At 48.0% G+C, this 16265-nt stretch carries 17 protein-coding genes; 7 read left to right on the forward strand and 10 right to left on the reverse strand.

The window, feature by feature from the left end; all coding sequences use genetic code 11:
• Positions 1-26 precede the first annotated feature (26 nt).
• Together ACOCLE_RS01275 and ACOCLE_RS01280 are read right to left on the reverse strand one after the other, a co-directional pair.
• On the reverse strand, positions 27-1643 hold the full coding sequence (locus ACOCLE_RS01275) for an acyl-CoA carboxylase subunit beta (RefSeq protein ID WP_419535179.1): 1617 nt from the start codon (positions 1641-1643) through the stop codon (positions 27-29).
• The gene (locus tag ACOCLE_RS01280; protein WP_419535180.1) at positions 1640-3490 is read right to left on the reverse strand and encodes an acyclic terpene utilization AtuA family protein; all 1851 of its coding nucleotides are present in this window, start codon (positions 3488-3490) and stop codon (positions 1640-1642) included. Before ACOCLE_RS01280 ends, ACOCLE_RS01275 begins: the two co-directional genes overlap by 4 nt.
• Before the next feature lie 31 nt (positions 3491-3521).
• Between ACOCLE_RS01280 and ACOCLE_RS01285 the strand changes: the two genes are divergently transcribed.
• From ACOCLE_RS01285 to ACOCLE_RS01295, 3 genes are all read left to right on the forward strand, one after another.
• Positions 3522-3644, forward strand: a complete 123-nt coding sequence (locus ACOCLE_RS01285; protein WP_419535181.1) for a hypothetical protein — start codon at positions 3522-3524, stop codon at positions 3642-3644.
• A gap of 181 nt (positions 3645-3825) precedes the next feature.
• Positions 3826-4470, forward strand: a complete 645-nt coding sequence (locus ACOCLE_RS01290; RefSeq protein ID WP_419535182.1) for a TetR/AcrR family transcriptional regulator — start codon at positions 3826-3828, stop codon at positions 4468-4470.
• 16 nt (positions 4471-4486) lie between these two features.
• Positions 4487-5068: a nitroreductase family protein gene (locus ACOCLE_RS01295; RefSeq protein WP_419535183.1), complete on the forward strand. Its 582-nt coding sequence runs from the start codon at positions 4487-4489 to the stop codon at positions 5066-5068.
• Here the strand turns inward: ACOCLE_RS01295 and ACOCLE_RS01300 are convergent.
• From ACOCLE_RS01300 to ACOCLE_RS01325, 6 genes are all read right to left on the reverse strand, one after another.
• The gene (locus tag ACOCLE_RS01300; RefSeq protein WP_419535184.1) at positions 5055-5504 is read right to left on the reverse strand and encodes a YcgN family cysteine cluster protein; all 450 of its coding nucleotides are present in this window, start codon (positions 5502-5504) and stop codon (positions 5055-5057) included. The two genes, ACOCLE_RS01295 and ACOCLE_RS01300, sit on opposite strands and share 14 nt — an antisense overlap.
• Positions 5501-5800: a YcgL domain-containing protein gene (locus ACOCLE_RS01305; protein WP_419535185.1), complete on the reverse strand. Its 300-nt coding sequence runs from the start codon at positions 5798-5800 to the stop codon at positions 5501-5503. The genes ACOCLE_RS01300 and ACOCLE_RS01305 overlap by 4 nt, the downstream gene beginning before the upstream one ends.
• Positions 5801-6943 (reverse strand): ribonuclease D, encoded by a 1143-nt coding sequence (gene rnd / locus ACOCLE_RS01310; RefSeq protein WP_419535186.1) that lies wholly within the window; start codon positions 6941-6943, stop codon positions 5801-5803.
• Between the two features lie 216 nt (positions 6944-7159).
• Positions 7160-8050: a protease HtpX gene (htpX, locus tag ACOCLE_RS01315; protein WP_419535187.1), complete on the reverse strand. Its 891-nt coding sequence runs from the start codon at positions 8048-8050 to the stop codon at positions 7160-7162.
• Between the two features lie 154 nt (positions 8051-8204).
• A complete protein-coding gene (locus ACOCLE_RS01320) occupies positions 8205-8633 on the reverse strand; it encodes a hypothetical protein (protein WP_419535188.1) in 429 nt (142 codons plus the stop codon).
• 69 nt (positions 8634-8702) lie between these two features.
• Positions 8703-9917, reverse strand: a complete 1215-nt coding sequence (locus ACOCLE_RS01325) for a pyridoxal phosphate-dependent aminotransferase (protein ID WP_419535189.1) — start codon at positions 9915-9917, stop codon at positions 8703-8705.
• A 178-nt stretch (positions 9918-10095) separates the two neighbouring features.
• Between ACOCLE_RS01325 and msrB the strand changes: the two genes are divergently transcribed.
• Both msrB and ACOCLE_RS01335 read left to right on the forward strand, forming a co-directional pair.
• Positions 10096-10485 (forward strand): peptide-methionine (R)-S-oxide reductase MsrB, encoded by a 390-nt coding sequence (gene msrB / locus ACOCLE_RS01330; RefSeq protein ID WP_419535190.1) that lies wholly within the window; start codon positions 10096-10098, stop codon positions 10483-10485.
• A gap of 319 nt (positions 10486-10804) precedes the next feature.
• A complete protein-coding gene (locus ACOCLE_RS01335) occupies positions 10805-11848 on the forward strand; it encodes a hypothetical protein (RefSeq protein ID WP_419535191.1) in 1044 nt (347 codons plus the stop codon).
• Here ACOCLE_RS01335 and ACOCLE_RS01340 read toward each other — a convergent pair.
• Positions 11845-12192, reverse strand: coding sequence for a response regulator (locus ACOCLE_RS01340; RefSeq protein WP_419535192.1), 348 nt, complete (start codon positions 12190-12192; stop codon positions 11845-11847). The two genes, ACOCLE_RS01335 and ACOCLE_RS01340, sit on opposite strands and share 4 nt — an antisense overlap.
• 24 nt (positions 12193-12216) lie before the next feature.
• Positions 12217-13722: an IS66 family transposase gene (tnpC, locus tag ACOCLE_RS01345; RefSeq protein WP_419535193.1), complete on the reverse strand. Its 1506-nt coding sequence runs from the start codon at positions 13720-13722 to the stop codon at positions 12217-12219.
• A gap of 163 nt (positions 13723-13885) precedes the next feature.
• On the opposite strand from tnpC, the gene ACOCLE_RS01350 reads away from it, so the two are divergent.
• Positions 13886-14851 (forward strand): P1 family peptidase, encoded by a 966-nt coding sequence (locus ACOCLE_RS01350; RefSeq protein ID WP_419535194.1) that lies wholly within the window; start codon positions 13886-13888, stop codon positions 14849-14851.
• 146 nt (positions 14852-14997) lie between these two features.
• Positions 14998-16248, forward strand: coding sequence for a valine--pyruvate transaminase (locus ACOCLE_RS01355; protein ID WP_419535195.1), 1251 nt, complete (start codon positions 14998-15000; stop codon positions 16246-16248).
• Positions 16249-16265 lie beyond the last annotated feature (17 nt).

Raw genomic sequence — 16265 nt, forward strand, 5'->3', positions numbered from 1 at the left:
TTTATTGTTGTTATTGGAAAATAGGATTAAAAACGTGCGACACCAAATGTATTATTTTTGAGGTGTCTGTTGTCTGCCTGCCTGCAAATATCCAGCAAATTAGCCAGCAATTCCCGCGTATCACGGGGATCAATTAAGCCATCATCCCAGAGGCGGGCTGTGCCAAATAGTGCGGTTGACCCCGCATTGAGTTTTGCCGCAGTGGCAGCCTCCATTTGTTCGAGTTGTGATGGATCGGGTTCCTGTCCCATTTTGCGCATTTTCTCTTCACTGACGATCCGCAATACTTTGCCAGCCTGTTCGCCTCCCATTACTGCCGTTCGGGCGTTGGGCCATGAGAAAATAAAACGTGGGTCCAGGCCTCGACCACACATGGCGTAGTTGCCAGCGCCGTAGGAACCGCCAATTAAAATGGATATTTTGGGGATGCTGGCATTGGTCACCGCCTGAATCATCTTTGAACCATGCTTGATAATGCCACTTTGCTCTGCGTCAGTGCCCACCATAAATCCAGTGGTGTTATGAAGGAAAAGCAGTGAGCGGTGACTCTGTTCACAGAGCTGAATAAACTGCGCTGACTTGTTAGCACCTTTTGCGGTTATTGGTCCATTGTTGCCAATAATACCAACGCTGTGACCGTCAATATGCGCAAAGCCGCAAACGGTCTGAAGATCGAAATCGCTTTTGAAATCGCTGAAGGCCGAGCCATCAACCAGTCGTGCAATGACTTCTCTCACATCGTAGGGCTTTTTGCTGTCACAGGGGATAATGCCCAGCAGTTCATCACTGTGATATCGTGGCGGTTTACTTTCGCGTTTCTCAGGCAATGCCAGCCGTTCATTCCAGCCAAGGCTCTGGGTGATATCCCGGGCAAGGGCTATTCCCTCGACATCATCCTGAGCCAGATAGTCGGCTGTACCGGCTTGATAAACATGAATATCACTGCCACCCAGTTCTTCATCGGTGGCAATCTCACCGGTCGCGGCCTTAAGCAGAGGAGGTCCTGCCAGAAACATTTTTGTTTGATTCTTAACAGCCACAACGTAGTCGGACAAACCCGGCTGATAGGCGCCACCAGCAGTGGCATTACCATGTACGACAGTGACCTGGGGTATGCCGGCTTTTGACAAACGAGCCTGATTGGCAAACGCACGGGCACCAGGAACAAAGACATCCGTGGCGTAAGTCAGGTTTGCACCCCCACTTTCCGCAAGCGTGATCAGAGGTAGCTTGTTCTCGTGGGCAATCTCCTGCAAGCGCAGCGTTTTCTCAAGGCCGGTAGGAGAGATGGTGCCGCCTTTTATGGCACTGTTATTGACTTGCAGCATGCATCGAACACCACTGACAAACCCGATGCCTGCGATAATCCCGCCACCCGCTGTTGAGCCATCCTTGTCATCGTGCATTTTGTAACCGGCCAGAGAGCTTAGCTCAATAAAACTGGAACCGGGGTCGAGGAGTAGTGCTAAACGTTCGCGGGGCAGGAGTTTGCCTTTGTTGTGGAATTTATCCCTGGCACTGTGGGCTTTATCGAGCGTTGCCTGCTCAATGCTTCGAAACTGTTCAATGGCCGATAGCATGGCGTTTCGATTCTCGCTGAATGCCTGCCCATAAATGTCTATTTGAGAGTCAATGATCCTCACTCTGTCTCCCCCGCAACCTGTTCATACAGGCTTTTATTGATAGGAATGGGTATCGAAAGTAATTGCTGAGCAAGGGCCTTTCCCTGTGGATCGATACGCAGGCTGGCCATGCCACCACCACCGAGACAGTGGGTCATGACAATATTGATACTGTTTAATGCGGGTAGCTGATAGCGAATAACCTCACTCCGATCACTCATTAGATGAGCAAAGTATTCTGCAATTCGGTGAGGAGTTAATGCCTTTTCAATATACGGCAAATAACTTTTATCTCGGGCAATAATACCAATATTGCAGTGGTTACCTTTGTCACCACTGCGTCCGAGAGCGAGCTTGATCAGAGGCACGGTAAATTCAGGACTGTTATTCAGTGGTTCGGGCAGTGGCTTATCCTTCCAGGTGTTTTCTAAGGAATCTGCAGCCTGTCCTGAAATAACGGATACCACTTCAGATTCACTCTCTCGGGTATTGATCAGCCGGTAAGTGGGCGAAATATCACGTTTGTTGATTAAGAAAGAGAAGAGGCAAAGGCGAGGGCTTGGCTTTGGGCGACCTCCCACTAGACCCGTAATGCCTGGAGCCATGGCTGTTGCCGCCTGGGCAATCTCAGAGCCAAAGATCTGCAGGGCTTTTTTATCCTGATGGGAAGTGGCAATTTTTACCACGACTTCACGAGGTTGAGCCTGGCCTGTCAGTGCTTGAGCACCATAGGTTGATTCGGTACCCAGTACTTCAATATTAACATCGTTGAAGTCATCCAGGCCTTTCAGTTTTAACAACCCACGGACTCTTTGAATAATTGCATCAGCAACTGCCTGCCCCTTTTCGCCAGCATCAATGCCTCCGATCATAAAAGTGGCTGTTGAATGAAAGCCATCCATATACGTCGCGCTGACTTTATATTGGGTCGGACAAGGGCGACCTCTGGCTCCAGTTACCCGCACTTGGTTGGTGTCAGTTTGCTCCACCGTTACCTGACTGAAATCGCAGGTGACGTCAGGCAGTAAATACGCTTCGGGATTACCAATTTCATAGAGAATCTGCTCAGCAACGGTGTTGCAGCTCACCAGTCCACCGGTACCAGAACATTTGCTCACAATAAATGCCCCATCCTCCTGGCACTCAATAATGGGAAAACCCATATTGGCATAATCATTTTTCACCAGACGCCAGTCGGTAAAATTACCGCCGGTTGCCTGGGTTCCACATTCGATAACATGGCCCGCCAGGGAGCCCTGCGCCAGTTTGTCATAATCCTGCCAGGACCAGCCAAACTCATGAATCAGCGGGCCAAGTACGACCGCACTGTCCACCACCCGGCCAGTAATCACAATATCTGCACCCGCAGCCAGTGCTGCCGTAATAGAAGGAGCACCCAGGTAAGCGTTCACGCTGGTTAAGTGGTCGGGTATCGGTTGGCCACTGAACATATCCACGATATGGGGGTGTGATTGCTGGTTGGCCTGAAAAGCTTGTGTCAGGTTGTCTCCCTCAACGACGGCGATCGTCAGGTCAATCCCTGAGTCTGCAACGACTTTTGCCAGTGCTTCAGCGCAACCCATGGCATTGATGCCACCAGCATTGCTGCACACCTTAATACTCTGGTTTTTGATCTGACCAAGCAGCGGCTTCAATGTGGCAATGAAATCGGGAGCAAACCCAGCGGATGGATTTTTCATTTGCGCGCCGGCCATGATGGACAGCGTCATTTCTGCAAGGTAATCAAAAACCAGGTAATCGAGTTGACCACCGTTAACCAGCTGGAGGGCAGCAGTGGCAGTATCACCCCAGAAGGCGGAGGCACAACCGATTCGAACTTTTTTTTCAGGCGTCTTTTGAGGTGTCATAGGTGAGTTTGATGACAAATATTGTTATTGTTTGATGGAGATTACCAAGCAAGTGATTGGTTGGGAAGTGGTTGAACTAAAAAAACAAGCGTTTGCTTTGTGGGATGCTGCTGCTTTTCCAGCTGTGTTAGGCTCTGTTGATATAAGGTTGTAGACTCAGTGGCTCGTATAGCCATCTTCCACGAGGCGGGCTGGTGCAGGTGTAGTGGTTCTACATCAAACCGGTCCAACGAAGCTGGAAGGTGGCTATACGAGCCACCCTTCGGGCTCAAACCTTATGTTAACAGAGCCTAAACTGACTCAAATTATAATTTTAGAACTCAAACAGACGTCTTATGTCATTTATTGCACTCAGTGCCCAGCAAACCGCAGAGCTTTCCCGGCAGTTGATTGATCAGGGATTAATTGTTGCCCCGGAGAGTGCTAAGGGGCGCCTGCTGAAATCTGCTGCCCGATTATTCAGAACCAATGGCTACGAGAGGACGACGGTCAGGGATCTGGCAAAAGATATCGGGATACAATCCGGTAGCCTGTTTCACCATTACCCCAGCAAGCAGGAGATCCTGCGCAGTGTGGTGGAAGAGACCATCTTACTGAATATTGAAACCATGAAATTGTCACTGAGCCTGAATCAGGATGTCAGGGATCGACTTTATGGTCTTATTCTCTGCGAGCTGCAGTCCATTCTTGTGGATAATGGTGCGGAGATGGCAGTGCTGGTTTACGAGTGGCGTGGGCTGAATGATGAAAACCAGAGTGAAATTCTGAAGTTGAGAGATGAATATGAGCGACTGTGGATTGATGTTCTGGAAGAGGCCAGGGAGCAGAATTTGATTGTCATTCCACCGGCCATGTTACGACGGCTTTTAACCGGCTCCATCAGTTGGAGTATCAACTGGTTTAAGCCTGATGGTGATTTGTCCCTGGAAGCCCTGGCAGAGATGATTTTGTCGATGGCCTTGAATACATCAAAACCGTAAGTAATGGGAGTGATTGATGAATGCTATAGAGCTTTTGTTGGAAAGGGTGTCCACACCGATGCTGGATGAACCGGCACCCAGCGATCAGCAACTGGATGTCATGTTTCGGGCTGCCCTGAGAGCCCCTGATCATGGTCGTATTCGCCCCTGGCGATTTTTGAAAGTCAGTGGAGAAGCGCGGGAGGCTCTGGGGGAGTTGATGGCACAAGCGGCCCTGGAAGATCAGCCGGACCTCTCAGAAGATGCACTGGCTCGTTTCAGAGGGATGCCGCTCCGGGCGCCTATGCTGGTACTGGCCATCTGCCCGGTTAAGAAGCATCCAAAGGTACCGGAAATTGAGCAGAAGATGTCGCTGGCGGCTGCAGTACAATCTCTGTTGCTGGCTGCCCATGCCCAGGGGGTAGGGGCGATCTGGCGAACCGGAGATCTTTGTTATCACCCCGTGCTGGCAAAAAGCCTGGGTCTTGCTGACAATGAGCAGTTAATGGGTTTTGTCTACCTTGGTAAGCCGGCTGGTGCTAAAAAGAAGTTACCAGTGCTTGATACCCATGATTTTGTTGCTGACTGGTCAGGAAGTGCCGCTGTTAGCGAATCATAGTATGGGGGATGATATAGTCTTCAAAGTCGTCTTCCGCTATATCATTTTCTGAGTGTACCCACCCCTTGACTGAGATGTTGGCTTGATGGACAGATTCATCTGAGCCGGACACCAGGGGGTGCCAGCTAAACAGCGGTTTCCTTTCACTGATAAGCCGATAGGCGCAGGTCTCGGGCAGCCAGTGGAATAGCTCAACATCTTTCAATGTCAGTACCGTACATTCAGGAACGATGTCTTTACGGTTCGGATAGTCCTTGCACTGGCAGCTGCTGGTGTCCAGCAGTTTACAGGCTACTGACGTGTAATAAACGTCATCCGTATCTTCATCTTCCAGTTTGTGCAGGCAGCAGCGACCACAGCGGTCACAAAGGCTTTCCCACTCAGCGGTTGTCATTTCTGACAGGGCTTTGGTTTCCCAGAAAGGTTTTGCTGTCATGTCGGGTCGTTAAACGAAAGAAACTCATCCGGCAGTTTGATCAGATAATCATCCTGCTCTTTAGGGGGCATTTGCAGATAGAAGCCATTGTCAGAAATCCCCTGAAGAACACTGGCGGTTTCTACACGAGCCAGTTTTTTCTCCGGAGTCAGCAGCAGATCGAAAACATGCACCGGTTTACCAAAAACGTTCAGTAAGGCTTCTGGCAGCGTTTTTTCCAGAATCGCTCCCCTATTCAGGTAAAGGTACATCTCTTCCCGTTTAGGGCTTTTATAAATGGAAACCAGAGACTTCATTCAATGGCCTTTTTCCTGTTGGTTTAGTTGCTGAATCAGCGGGATACCGATGGTATCACGACGCCACCCAGTGAGGGTATCCGGGAGGATAAATTGACCATTCTCCAGCCAGCTGCGCAGCAGTGGCGAGGTCAGTTTCCCCGGCATCAGCAGCTCCAGTGGCAGCTGCAGTTCATCAGCCAGTTGGGACATGAGCGTCTTTATTCGTTTTCCCCAGTCCTTGGCATTTTTTGGTAGGGGAGGAGGCAGTTTCTCTGGCCTTTGCGCTTCTGGAACCTGGCTGGAAGAACAAATGATGTCCAGGATTTGTTCGCCATGATTGCGAATGATGCTGGAGCGCATTTCCGGTATTTCCCGCAGAGCATTCATGGCTTTAGGCTGAAACCTTGCCAGGGGCCATAGGCTGCCTTTGGGGATAACCCGGTTTCGAGGAACATCCTGACTGCGGGAGGCCACTTCCCGAAAGTGGCAAAGTGCTTTAAGGACTGCCAGTTGCTGGGGGCGCAGTTGCCAGCCTCTTTTTACGTCTTTCCAGGCATTCTCGGGATCGAAAGGCAGAACATTTAACGTCAGCGCAAGGCATTCATCTTCCAGCCATGCTTTTTTGGGGGTCGGAGCCAGCAGCTGATCCAGGTGCTCATAAATTTCCAGCAAATGAGCGACATCCAGGCTGGCGTAGCGAACCTGTGCATCTGTCAGAGGTCGTTGGCGCCAGTTGGACCGCGTCTCATCCTTGGGCAGGTCGATATTCAGTACATGCTTGAGCAGAGCCTGATAGCCAAGGGAGAAGCCGAGGTTGGCAAACGCAGCGGCCAGCTGAGTATCAAACAGTGGTCTAGGAACGGTCTCGGTTAGCAGTTTGAACACTTCCAGGTCTTCACTGCAGGCATGAAGCACTTTGACAACCGAGCTGTTTTCAAACAGCCTGGCCAGAGGTTCCCATTGATCAATGGCAAGTGGATCGATCAGGAAAATATCAGTGCCTGTACCCACCTGAATCAGCCCAGGCTGGGGGTAGAAAGTGTCAGTACGGATGAACTCAGTATCCAGAGCGATGGCATCAAGGCTGGACCATCGTTGGCAATAGTCTTCAAGTGACTGATTGTTGTTGATCCAGATTGGCTCTGGCGACAAAAGTTGCATATCGAATGGTTCTAATGAAAAACTCCATTATAAACAGTCAATAGCAGCTCTTGATAGAGCAGCGTCGTTTTTACAATCCTCTCTATTCATCTAACTGGGGCTGGCTAAGCCACAAGGATCACGCAGCACACAAAGAAAAATAAAGGATTTCCTTCGTATGTTTTGTGATCTTCGAAATAAAAAAAAGGCCGGTAATTACCGGCCTGAAGGGGGAACTTAACTGTGGGCGCGTAGCGTTTCGATACGCTGATCCAGCGGGGGATGGCTGGTAAACAGGGCTGCCAGTCCACTGCGAACACCGCTGCGGATACCAAAGGCCGTCATGGTGGCTGGCATCGCGCTGGGAGCTTCATATTCGGAACGCAGGCGTTCCAGTGCTGCAATCATATCCCTGCGGCCTGCCAGTTCAGCACCGGCTTCGTCGGCCCTGAATTCGCGCTGACGGGAGAACCACATAACGATGGCACTGGCCAGAAAACCAAGAATAATTTCAGCAATAAAGCTGGTTACGTAAAAGCCAATACCAACACCACCTTCGCCTTCGTCATCACGACGCAGGAAGGAGTCGACGGCATAACCGATAATCCGGGCAAAGAACATCACAAAGGTGTTCACCACACCCTGGATCAAGCTCAGGGTGACCATATCGCCGTTGGCTACGTGGCCAATTTCGTGACCAATAACTGCACGGGCCTCGTTAGGGCTAAATCGATCCAGCAGTCCCTGACTGACGGCAACCAGCGCGGCATTTTTGTTCCATCCGGTGGCAAATGCATTGGCTTCTGGAGAATGAAAAATGCCCACTTCGGGCATTCCAATGCCTGCTTTTTCAGAGAGCTCTCTAACTGTCTCTACCAGCCATTGTTCCTGGGCTGTCTGTGGTTGTTCAATAATCTGCGTTCCTGTGCTCATCTTGGCCATGGTTTTGGAGAGCAGCAGAGAAACAAAAGAGCCGACAAAACCGAAGACTGCACAGAAAGCCAGCAGGGAACCCATGTTCAGTCCCTGGTGGCTCAGGTAACTGCCGACGCCGAGAATATTCAGTGTGATACTGGCCAGCAAAAGGACTGCCATGTTCGTGGCCAGAAACAACAGGATTCTCTTCATTAGTAAAGGTGACCTCATCGTCATCAATATTATTAAGGAGCTATATAAAGGCGGATACTTATTCTTTCAAGAGAGTCTAAAAAATGAGCTTTATTTTTACACGGCGCTGACAGAAAAGCGGTTGGAAGCAGGGGAGAAGCTGACCTTTTACTGGTCAGCTCTGGGAGAAAAACTGCAGGGCAGCCTGCGCAATTGCTTCACTCCCTTTATTTTTAAGTGCCTGTCTGCAATGCCAGGCCATTGTTGCCTGTTTACGGGCAACGGATGGTGGAAGATCGCTCTGGTCATCAACATTAATAGTAGGAATACTTAAGCGAAGAAAGCTTTTTTCGGTGAGTACAACCTGATCCAGGGCATCATGTCGAATGTTGTCCTGGTATCGTATATAACCTTCTGAGGCGAGCCAGAGCATGGCATCAAAGCAGGCCTTATGACGTCTGTTAGGTATACCAAATTCATCGGTGCCGGCATTGGTGATCAGGTCGTCAATGTAGAGTGTCGTCAGGCGAGGGAATGTGTTGTAGAGCTGGGTCAGTATTTTCAGGCAGTCCTGATAAAATTCATCAATGTGTATGTCGGCCATAGGTTGTCCATAGCTGTTCTTCCGTAAAGAATAGAGGAGGAAGGCTAAACCTCCCTCCAAGTATCCCATTTATTGTTTATATCGGCTGAGGAATCGCTCAAGTTTGGTCATCACGGTTTCCAGGTCTTCTATCCAGGGGAGGGTAATGATTCGAAGGTGGTCTGGCTCAGGCCAGTTAAATGCAGTGCCCTGGACAAGCAGTACTTTTTCCTGAAGGAGGAAGTCCAGTACCAGCCTCTCATCATCATGGATCTTATGATGTTTAGGGTCGAGTTTGGGGAACAGATAGAGAGCGCCTTTGGGTTTTGTACAGCTGACCCCCGGTATCTGATCCAGCATTTCCCATGCCCGGTTACGCTGCTCAAGCAGTCTGCCGCCAGGCAGTACCAGATCATTAATGCTCTGGTAACCGCCTAATGCTGTCTGGATGGCGTGTTGAGAGGGTACATTTGCACAGAGCCTCATCGAGGCCAGCATTTCCAGACCTTCCAGATAGCTTCTGGCATTGTGCTTTGGACCGGAAACCACCAGCCAGCCAGCCCGGAACCCGGCAACACGATAGGATTTTGACAGGCCGTTAAAACTGATACAAAGCACGTCATCTGCCAGAGAGGCCAGGGCCGTGTGCTCAACCCCGTCGTAGAGTATTTTATCGTATATTTCGTCAGCAAATATGATCAGGTCATGCTCTCTTGCCAGCTGAACGATCTCTTTCAGAATTTCGTCTGGATAAACCGCACCGGTTGGGTTATTTGGGTTGATAACCACAATACCCCGGGTTTTGGCGGTGATTTTGCTGCGGATATCTTCAATATCCGGACACCAGTCCGACTGTTCATCCTTGCGGTAGTGAACAGCACGGCCACCTGATAGATGAACCGCTGCAGTCCACAGAGGATAGTCCGGAGCAGGGATTAGCATCTCATCGCCATTGTTGAGCAGTGCCTGCATGGTCATTACCACCAGCTCACTGACGCCGTTACCGATAATGATGTCTTCAACGGTAATGGGGGGAAAGCTCTTCTGCTGGCAATACTGCATGATGGCCTTGCGGGCTGAAAACAGGCCTTTAGAATCACAGTAGCCCTGAGACAGTGGCAAATTGCGGATGACGTCCTGGGTGATCTCATCGGGCGCATCAAAGCCAAACGCCGCGGGATTGCCCGTGTTCAATTTAATGACACGATGTCCTTCTTCTTCCAGCCGCTTGGCTTCTCGAAGAACGGGGCCGCGAATGTCGTAACAGACATTGTCGAGTTTGGTGGATTTTTCAATATCCTTCATGGATGGCTTACCGATGGTTTCAGGTTCTGTGAGACTTGCAGCATGGCATTATGAATTGATCTGCCAAGAGTTGCACTAGTGTAGATAGTTTTTATTCGGGCGGTTATCCTGATTGCCGCGAGACCATTCCAGAAAGTCTCTGTTTACTGATGAAAGTGAAATAAGAGGGCTGTACGAAATGAAAGAAAAAAAGTCAGATGAACAGTGGCGGGAAGAGCTGACTGATGAACAATACTATGTGTGCCGTGAAAAGGGAACTGAGCGACCGTTTACCGGCGAATATAACTTCTTTGAGAAAGATGGTGTCTTTCACTGTGTCTGCTGTAAGCAAAAGCTGTTTGATTCATCAGTAAAATTTGATGCGGGCTGTGGCTGGCCTAGTTTCTATCAAGCCATCGACAGTGATGCGATAACCATGCAGGAAGATAATAGTCTGGGGATGGAGCGTACTGAGGTACTTTGTTCTAATTGTGGTGCTCACCTGGGGCATGTGTTTCCGGATGGTCCAGAGCCTACTGGGCTTCGATATTGCATTAACTCGGTTGCTATGAAATTTAAAGATCGCTGATAAGGCTCCCTGCTAAGAGGTATCGTTCAGCCTACTTTATCTGTTTTATATAATATGGTGGCCATATATTGGCCACCATATTATTGATCTTATTATTGATTGCTATTGGTGAATGAGGTTTTTGTTATGAATATTGGAAAGTGGTTGAATTTTTTTGGCGATAGTAGAGGTGTGTAAAAAAATGTTTGTTAATTAATGGTTTTTTAATTGATCTATGATGTTTGGTTAGTCTATTGTTTTTTCTGTTTTTATTGATGTTTATTTGGATGGGCTGAAGTACTTTATATTTTTTAAAAGTTTTTGTTTTTGGAGTGGCTATATGGAAGTCTCTATATTGGATCGTCCAGCTAATGTTCCAACAGGCAATAGAAATAATTTCTTACCCTCTTTAACGAGCAGGCACCCTCCTTTAACTTTTGGCCATTCTTTGTGCTCGACAAAAATAGACAAGCTGTATCTGGCTCTTGAGAATGAGAAGAAACGATTTAGCCTTTTAGAAAGGCAGCAAGTTGACTACAAGGCACTTGCTATGCGGGCGATAGATGAAAATAGATCTCTAGCGAATAAAATAAAAGTGCTGGAAGCGGAACATGGTAGACAAACTAGAATTAATTTTGATTTAGGTTTGTCGTGTGAAATTAACGAGATGAGGGCCTTGGCAAGAACATTGGGGCTGTCTCCGAAGCGGCTTCTAAAATCTCTAAAGCCAGAACTAACCGGTGATCAATACAGTAAGCTTAAATGTACACTGAAAGAAAGTAAGAGCAAAGATAAGTTAGATCGTTTTTTTGATTCAGTTTCCCTTCATCGAAAGGCTTGTGTCCCAATCTTAAGGGGAATGAGGTGGTACCAAAATAATGTTGCTACTGTTACTCATGGCGCTCCTGTTTTAAGGGAACAACCTGAGAGAAGCTTCGTTTCCAATCATTTAGTTATAAATGGATTATCAAGTGCAATACACCAGTCGAAGCCAATAGAAGTGGGTATGAGGCTTTCTTCTGAATCACAGCCGATAGAAACAATGAGTGGAGGGTTTAACTCTTTGAGGAGCGTTCCTGACTGCCTGGGGGGGGGGATGGTCGGCAATCAGAGAGGAGAACGTAAACCGTTATTGCCTGTGCAAATACTCCCACCAAGATTACCGGTGCTTCAATCTCTCATTCAGGAAAAGAAAGAAACTGCTCAAACTCGTACGTTTGATGGCTGCTTTGAGAGTGCTCCTGAGAATGGACTGTCTGGTTCTCATTTAAGTAGTCATGCAGCTGTTTCTATTGTACCGCCGTTAGCCTCTTTAAAAGTAGCAGGAACTCTATCATCATCTAATTCTAGTGAAGATCAAAGACACTTTGGAAGAGACGACTAGCCAAAAGATTCTTCAATTACTTTGTTCAGCTCTTTTTTATTAAATGGCTTTGCAAGATAGCTATTCATACCCACATCCATGCATCTTTTTTTGTGCTCTTCAAGCGTGTTAGCCGTTAGGGCGATGATGGGCGTTTCTTTTGTTGATGTCATGGCTCTCAGCTGTTTCGTTGCCGTGTAACCATCCATTACTGGCATATTGCAATCCATCAGGATCAGGTCAAAGTTTTCAGTGTTGCATGCTGTGATGCAGTCCTGACCGTTGTTTGCAAGGCTTACTTCATGCCCGAGTTGTTCAAGCATGCCTTCGGTTACAAGCTGGTTGATGGTGTTATCTTCAACCACTAGGATTCTTTTCTTTCTTTGTAACTATTCAGCACCCAGCAAAGGCGTATTGTTGTAATTTCGAACCGCTTTAAGAAGCGCCTGAAATATGTTCAACCCCTGCTTTTTAGCAGATGATAAATAGCTTCGGATTCGGGTAAACATGGTACCTCCGTCTTCGCTTCTGAAGCAGCCTGAGATCTTCTGCTTAAGTTTGGCCATCCTGGCATCACGTTCACTGCCATTGTTATCGAAGGGAATTGAAAAGTCCGACATGAAGCGCAACGTTTCAACCTTAAACTCAATAAGCCTTTTGAACAGGTTGTAGGCCTTGGTATTCCTGACCTTCTTACGTCCAAGCACCTGTCGTTGTTTTTCCATATAAGCGGTTTCCTTCGTGAGAGCCCTTTGAAGGATTTGGTCGTATATCGTCTCAATGCGAAGCTGTATTGCACCAGGCATTTGAGTCAGACCGGCTGCTTTGTATTTCTTGCAGAAGTGCCAGGAGAGCGTAAGCAATTTCATCAGCCGCAGAGCCAGCTTATTCGCATCCCTATCGACAACTCCCTGAAGCTCTCTCAGATGATGGGCATTACAAAGCACATTCACTGCCGCATAGGCAAAGTAGGACTTCCAATGATCGTGAACCAGAATGCCTGCAAAAGTCAGCAGGATGCCCATTGCATCCATTGCTTCACAACCTCGCCTTTCTGAGAGGTAGTAAAGCGTCCATTGGTCATCTCGCATAATGTGTAACCACCACAGTGAACCGTCAACCCGCATGCCAGTTTCATCCGCTCCTGCAACCGGACTTTCTTGTAAAGCATCGCGGATACTCTGCTCAGTAGAGGCCAGGTTCTCATGGGTATAGGCAACAAAATTGGCAACAGAGCCTGCGCTGACACTCATGCAATAAATAGTATTGAAATACTCAGACACCCGGTGATATGGGATGAAGTGATACTGGTTTAAATGAACAGCCATTGCCTGAGTCACTTCTCCGTATTGAGCAGCGGCTTTCACTCCTTGGGGAAACTCAGCGGTGTTCCGTTTACCACAAGGACATACTTTAACGTCTGCCCAGTACGCGGTAACTTCAAATTCTCCGGGTCTACCTGGATCAAAAACCTGTCGCTCAATGTATTTGGTGGGTTTAATATCGATAAGCGAAGACTGGCAACAGCAACATTTTTCAACCTTCAGATGCCTGACATAATCGGGTAAGGCGACACGTCTCAAACAAGAGCCTTGATGACCTTTCTGGCCACCTGGTTTATTGCCTGAAGATGGTCTAAGGCTTTTGGGGTTCGGTGTTTCCTGTGAGGAGCAGGGGGCTTCTTTGGAAGATGTATCACCTTTATCACTCCCTTTTTTACTGGGCTTTTGATAACCATCTGACGATGGTGGCTTACTACTGTTTTGACTGTTTTTATTAACCCTTTCTTCCAGTTCGCTGCAACGTTCCCGTAAAAGCGCATTCTCGGTCCGAAGCTCTTCATTCTCTTTAAGGAGAGCTTCGGTAAACGGAGTAGCTGGGAAGTCTGGTTCCATACTGGAGATTTGTTAGAAAAATTGAGTATAAGATGATGGTCGAAAAATCAGAAAATTCCAGATTTATATGAAGGGTGCTGAATAGTTACCCTGAAAGTAAGCTGTTGTCTCTATAGATTATGTTCTTCTGCTTGATTTGATATCAGTGTCATAGGCAATGCATGTGAGTGATCAATGTTGTGACCTTTCTGAAATTCGAGGCTTGGCTGTAGGCCATGCTTCAGACCCTGAGGGGTTGACCGGAGTTACTGTACTGCGCTTTGATCAGGGAGTAACTGCCGGTGTGGATGTGCGCGGTGCGGCTCCCGGAACCAGGGAGACGGAATTACTAAGGCCAGAAAACCTGGTTAACTCTGTACACGCCATTGTGCTTTCCGGTGGAAGTGCATTAGGCCTTGAAAGTATGAATGGGGTTAGCCGTTGCCTGGAGGAGCATGGCATTGGCTTTCAAACTGACTTTGTTACGATCCCGATAGTCACCGGCGCGATACTTTTTGATCAGTCAGTGGGTGATGCCTCTGCCCGACCCAGTGAACAGATGGGGTATGAAGCCACGAGGTTAGCCTGTCATCAAATCATTGAAGAAGGCAATGTAGGTGCCGGTACCGGTGCGTCAATCGGTAAAGTTGCAGGGTTTGATCGCGCGACAAAAAGCGGAATTGGTTGTTATGCGATGAGATTGAGATGTGGTGTCATTGTTGGAGCTGTTGTTGCTGTCAACGCCTGGGGAGATGTTGTGGTTGGTGAAAAGCTCCTTGCAGGTACAAGGAGTGAAGATGGTAAACAGTTTGTTTCTGGTATGGACTTATTGATGGATGAACAGTCAGTTCAAGCATTGCCCGGGGCAAATACAACGATTGGCGTAGTCGTTACCAACGCAAAATTAACAAAAGCTCAGGCCTTAAAGGTCGCTCAAATGGGGCATGATGGTGTATCTCGAGCCATTCGGCCTGCCCATACTATGTACGATGGTGATACCCTTTTTTGTGCAGCAACGGGTGAGGTTGACGCTGATGTTAATATATTAGGGGTGTTGGGGGCAGAAGCTGTTGAAAAGGCCGTTCATCGAGCCGTCTATAAAGCTTCGTCTGCAGGTGGTTTGCCGGCAATCCACGATATACAGCAATAAGTAAAATGAATTTCCTGAGCATGCATTTCTGCTGGTGAACCTGCCTCTATATTTGGCTCATCATGTCTTGTGCGGTAGACAGCCTCTTTTCATCATTATATAACAGCACTTTTATTATCCTGCGACCAGAATAATCAGGGGTAAGCATGAAGCTTTCTGCCTTTGGCGAAAAATTCACCAGCCATTCCGGCATCCTTTCATTAATGGATGATCTGGGCAACGCCCTCGCCGATGGTAAAGATATGATCATGATGGGCGGTGGTAATCCGGCCCATATCCCCGAAGTAGAAGAAGTGTTCAGGCAGCGACTGCGTAAAATCATCGAGAGTCAGGCGGAGTTTACCCGGCTGGTGGGTACCTATGATCCACCCCAGGGAGAAAAAGACTTTGTTCGTGAGATGGCTGCTTTTCTTAACCGACAGTTTGGCTGGAAGCTGACTGAAAGAAATATAGCCTTGTCCAATGGCAGTCAGGCCGCCTTTTTTATGCTGTTCAATATGTTTGCCGGAAGTTATGGTGATGGCAGCCACAAGCGTATTCAGTTACCACTGGCACCAGAATATATTGGCTATGCCGATGCAGGGCTGAGTGATAACTTTTTTGCGGCCAATAAACCGGAAATTGAGCATCTTGATCAGCATATTTTTAAATATCGGGTTGATTTTCAGGAGCTGGTGATTGATGACAGTATTGGTGCAATTTGTGTGTCGCGCCCTACCAACCCGACAGGTAATGTTCTGACGGATCATGAAATTGAGCGGCTGGATAACCTGGCTCTACAGCATGATATTCCCATGATTGTTGATGGTGCCTACGGTACGCCATTTCCAAAGTTGATTTTTACGGAAGCGACACCACGCTGGAATGAACACACCATTCTCTGTCTAAGTCTCTCTAAGCTCGGACTGCCTGCGGTCAGAACCGGTATTGTTATTGCCAATGAACAGGTTATCAGGGCTCTGTCGGGTATTAATGCCATTATGAACCTTGCTCCCAACAGTACGGGCAGTTTACTTGCTCTGGATATGATCCGGGATGACAGCATTAATCCTCTTTGTGAGAATGTTATCCGTCCTTATTATCAGGAGAAGGCTCAGTTTGCGGTAAATTGCCTCAAAGAAAAACTGGCTGATATTCCCTGGCATGTTCATAAACCGGAAGGCGCAATGTTCCTCTGGTTATGGTTTGAAGGTTTGCCTGTTTCCAGTCTTGAGCTCTATGAACGACTGAAGGCAAGAAATGTGCTGGTGGTTTCCGGACACTATTTCTTCCCGGGGATAGACGATGACTGGCCCCATAAGCATGAATGCCTCAGGTTGACCTATACCCGTGATCATCAGGATGTTGAAAAGGGACTTTCTATTCTGGCAGAAGAAGTACTCAAACTTTACAGGTAAATCAGTGAAGCTGAATT

The sequence above is a fragment of the Endozoicomonas sp. genome, assembly GCF_965196975.1.
Taxonomy (GTDB): domain Bacteria; phylum Pseudomonadota; class Gammaproteobacteria; order Pseudomonadales; family Endozoicomonadaceae; genus Endozoicomonas.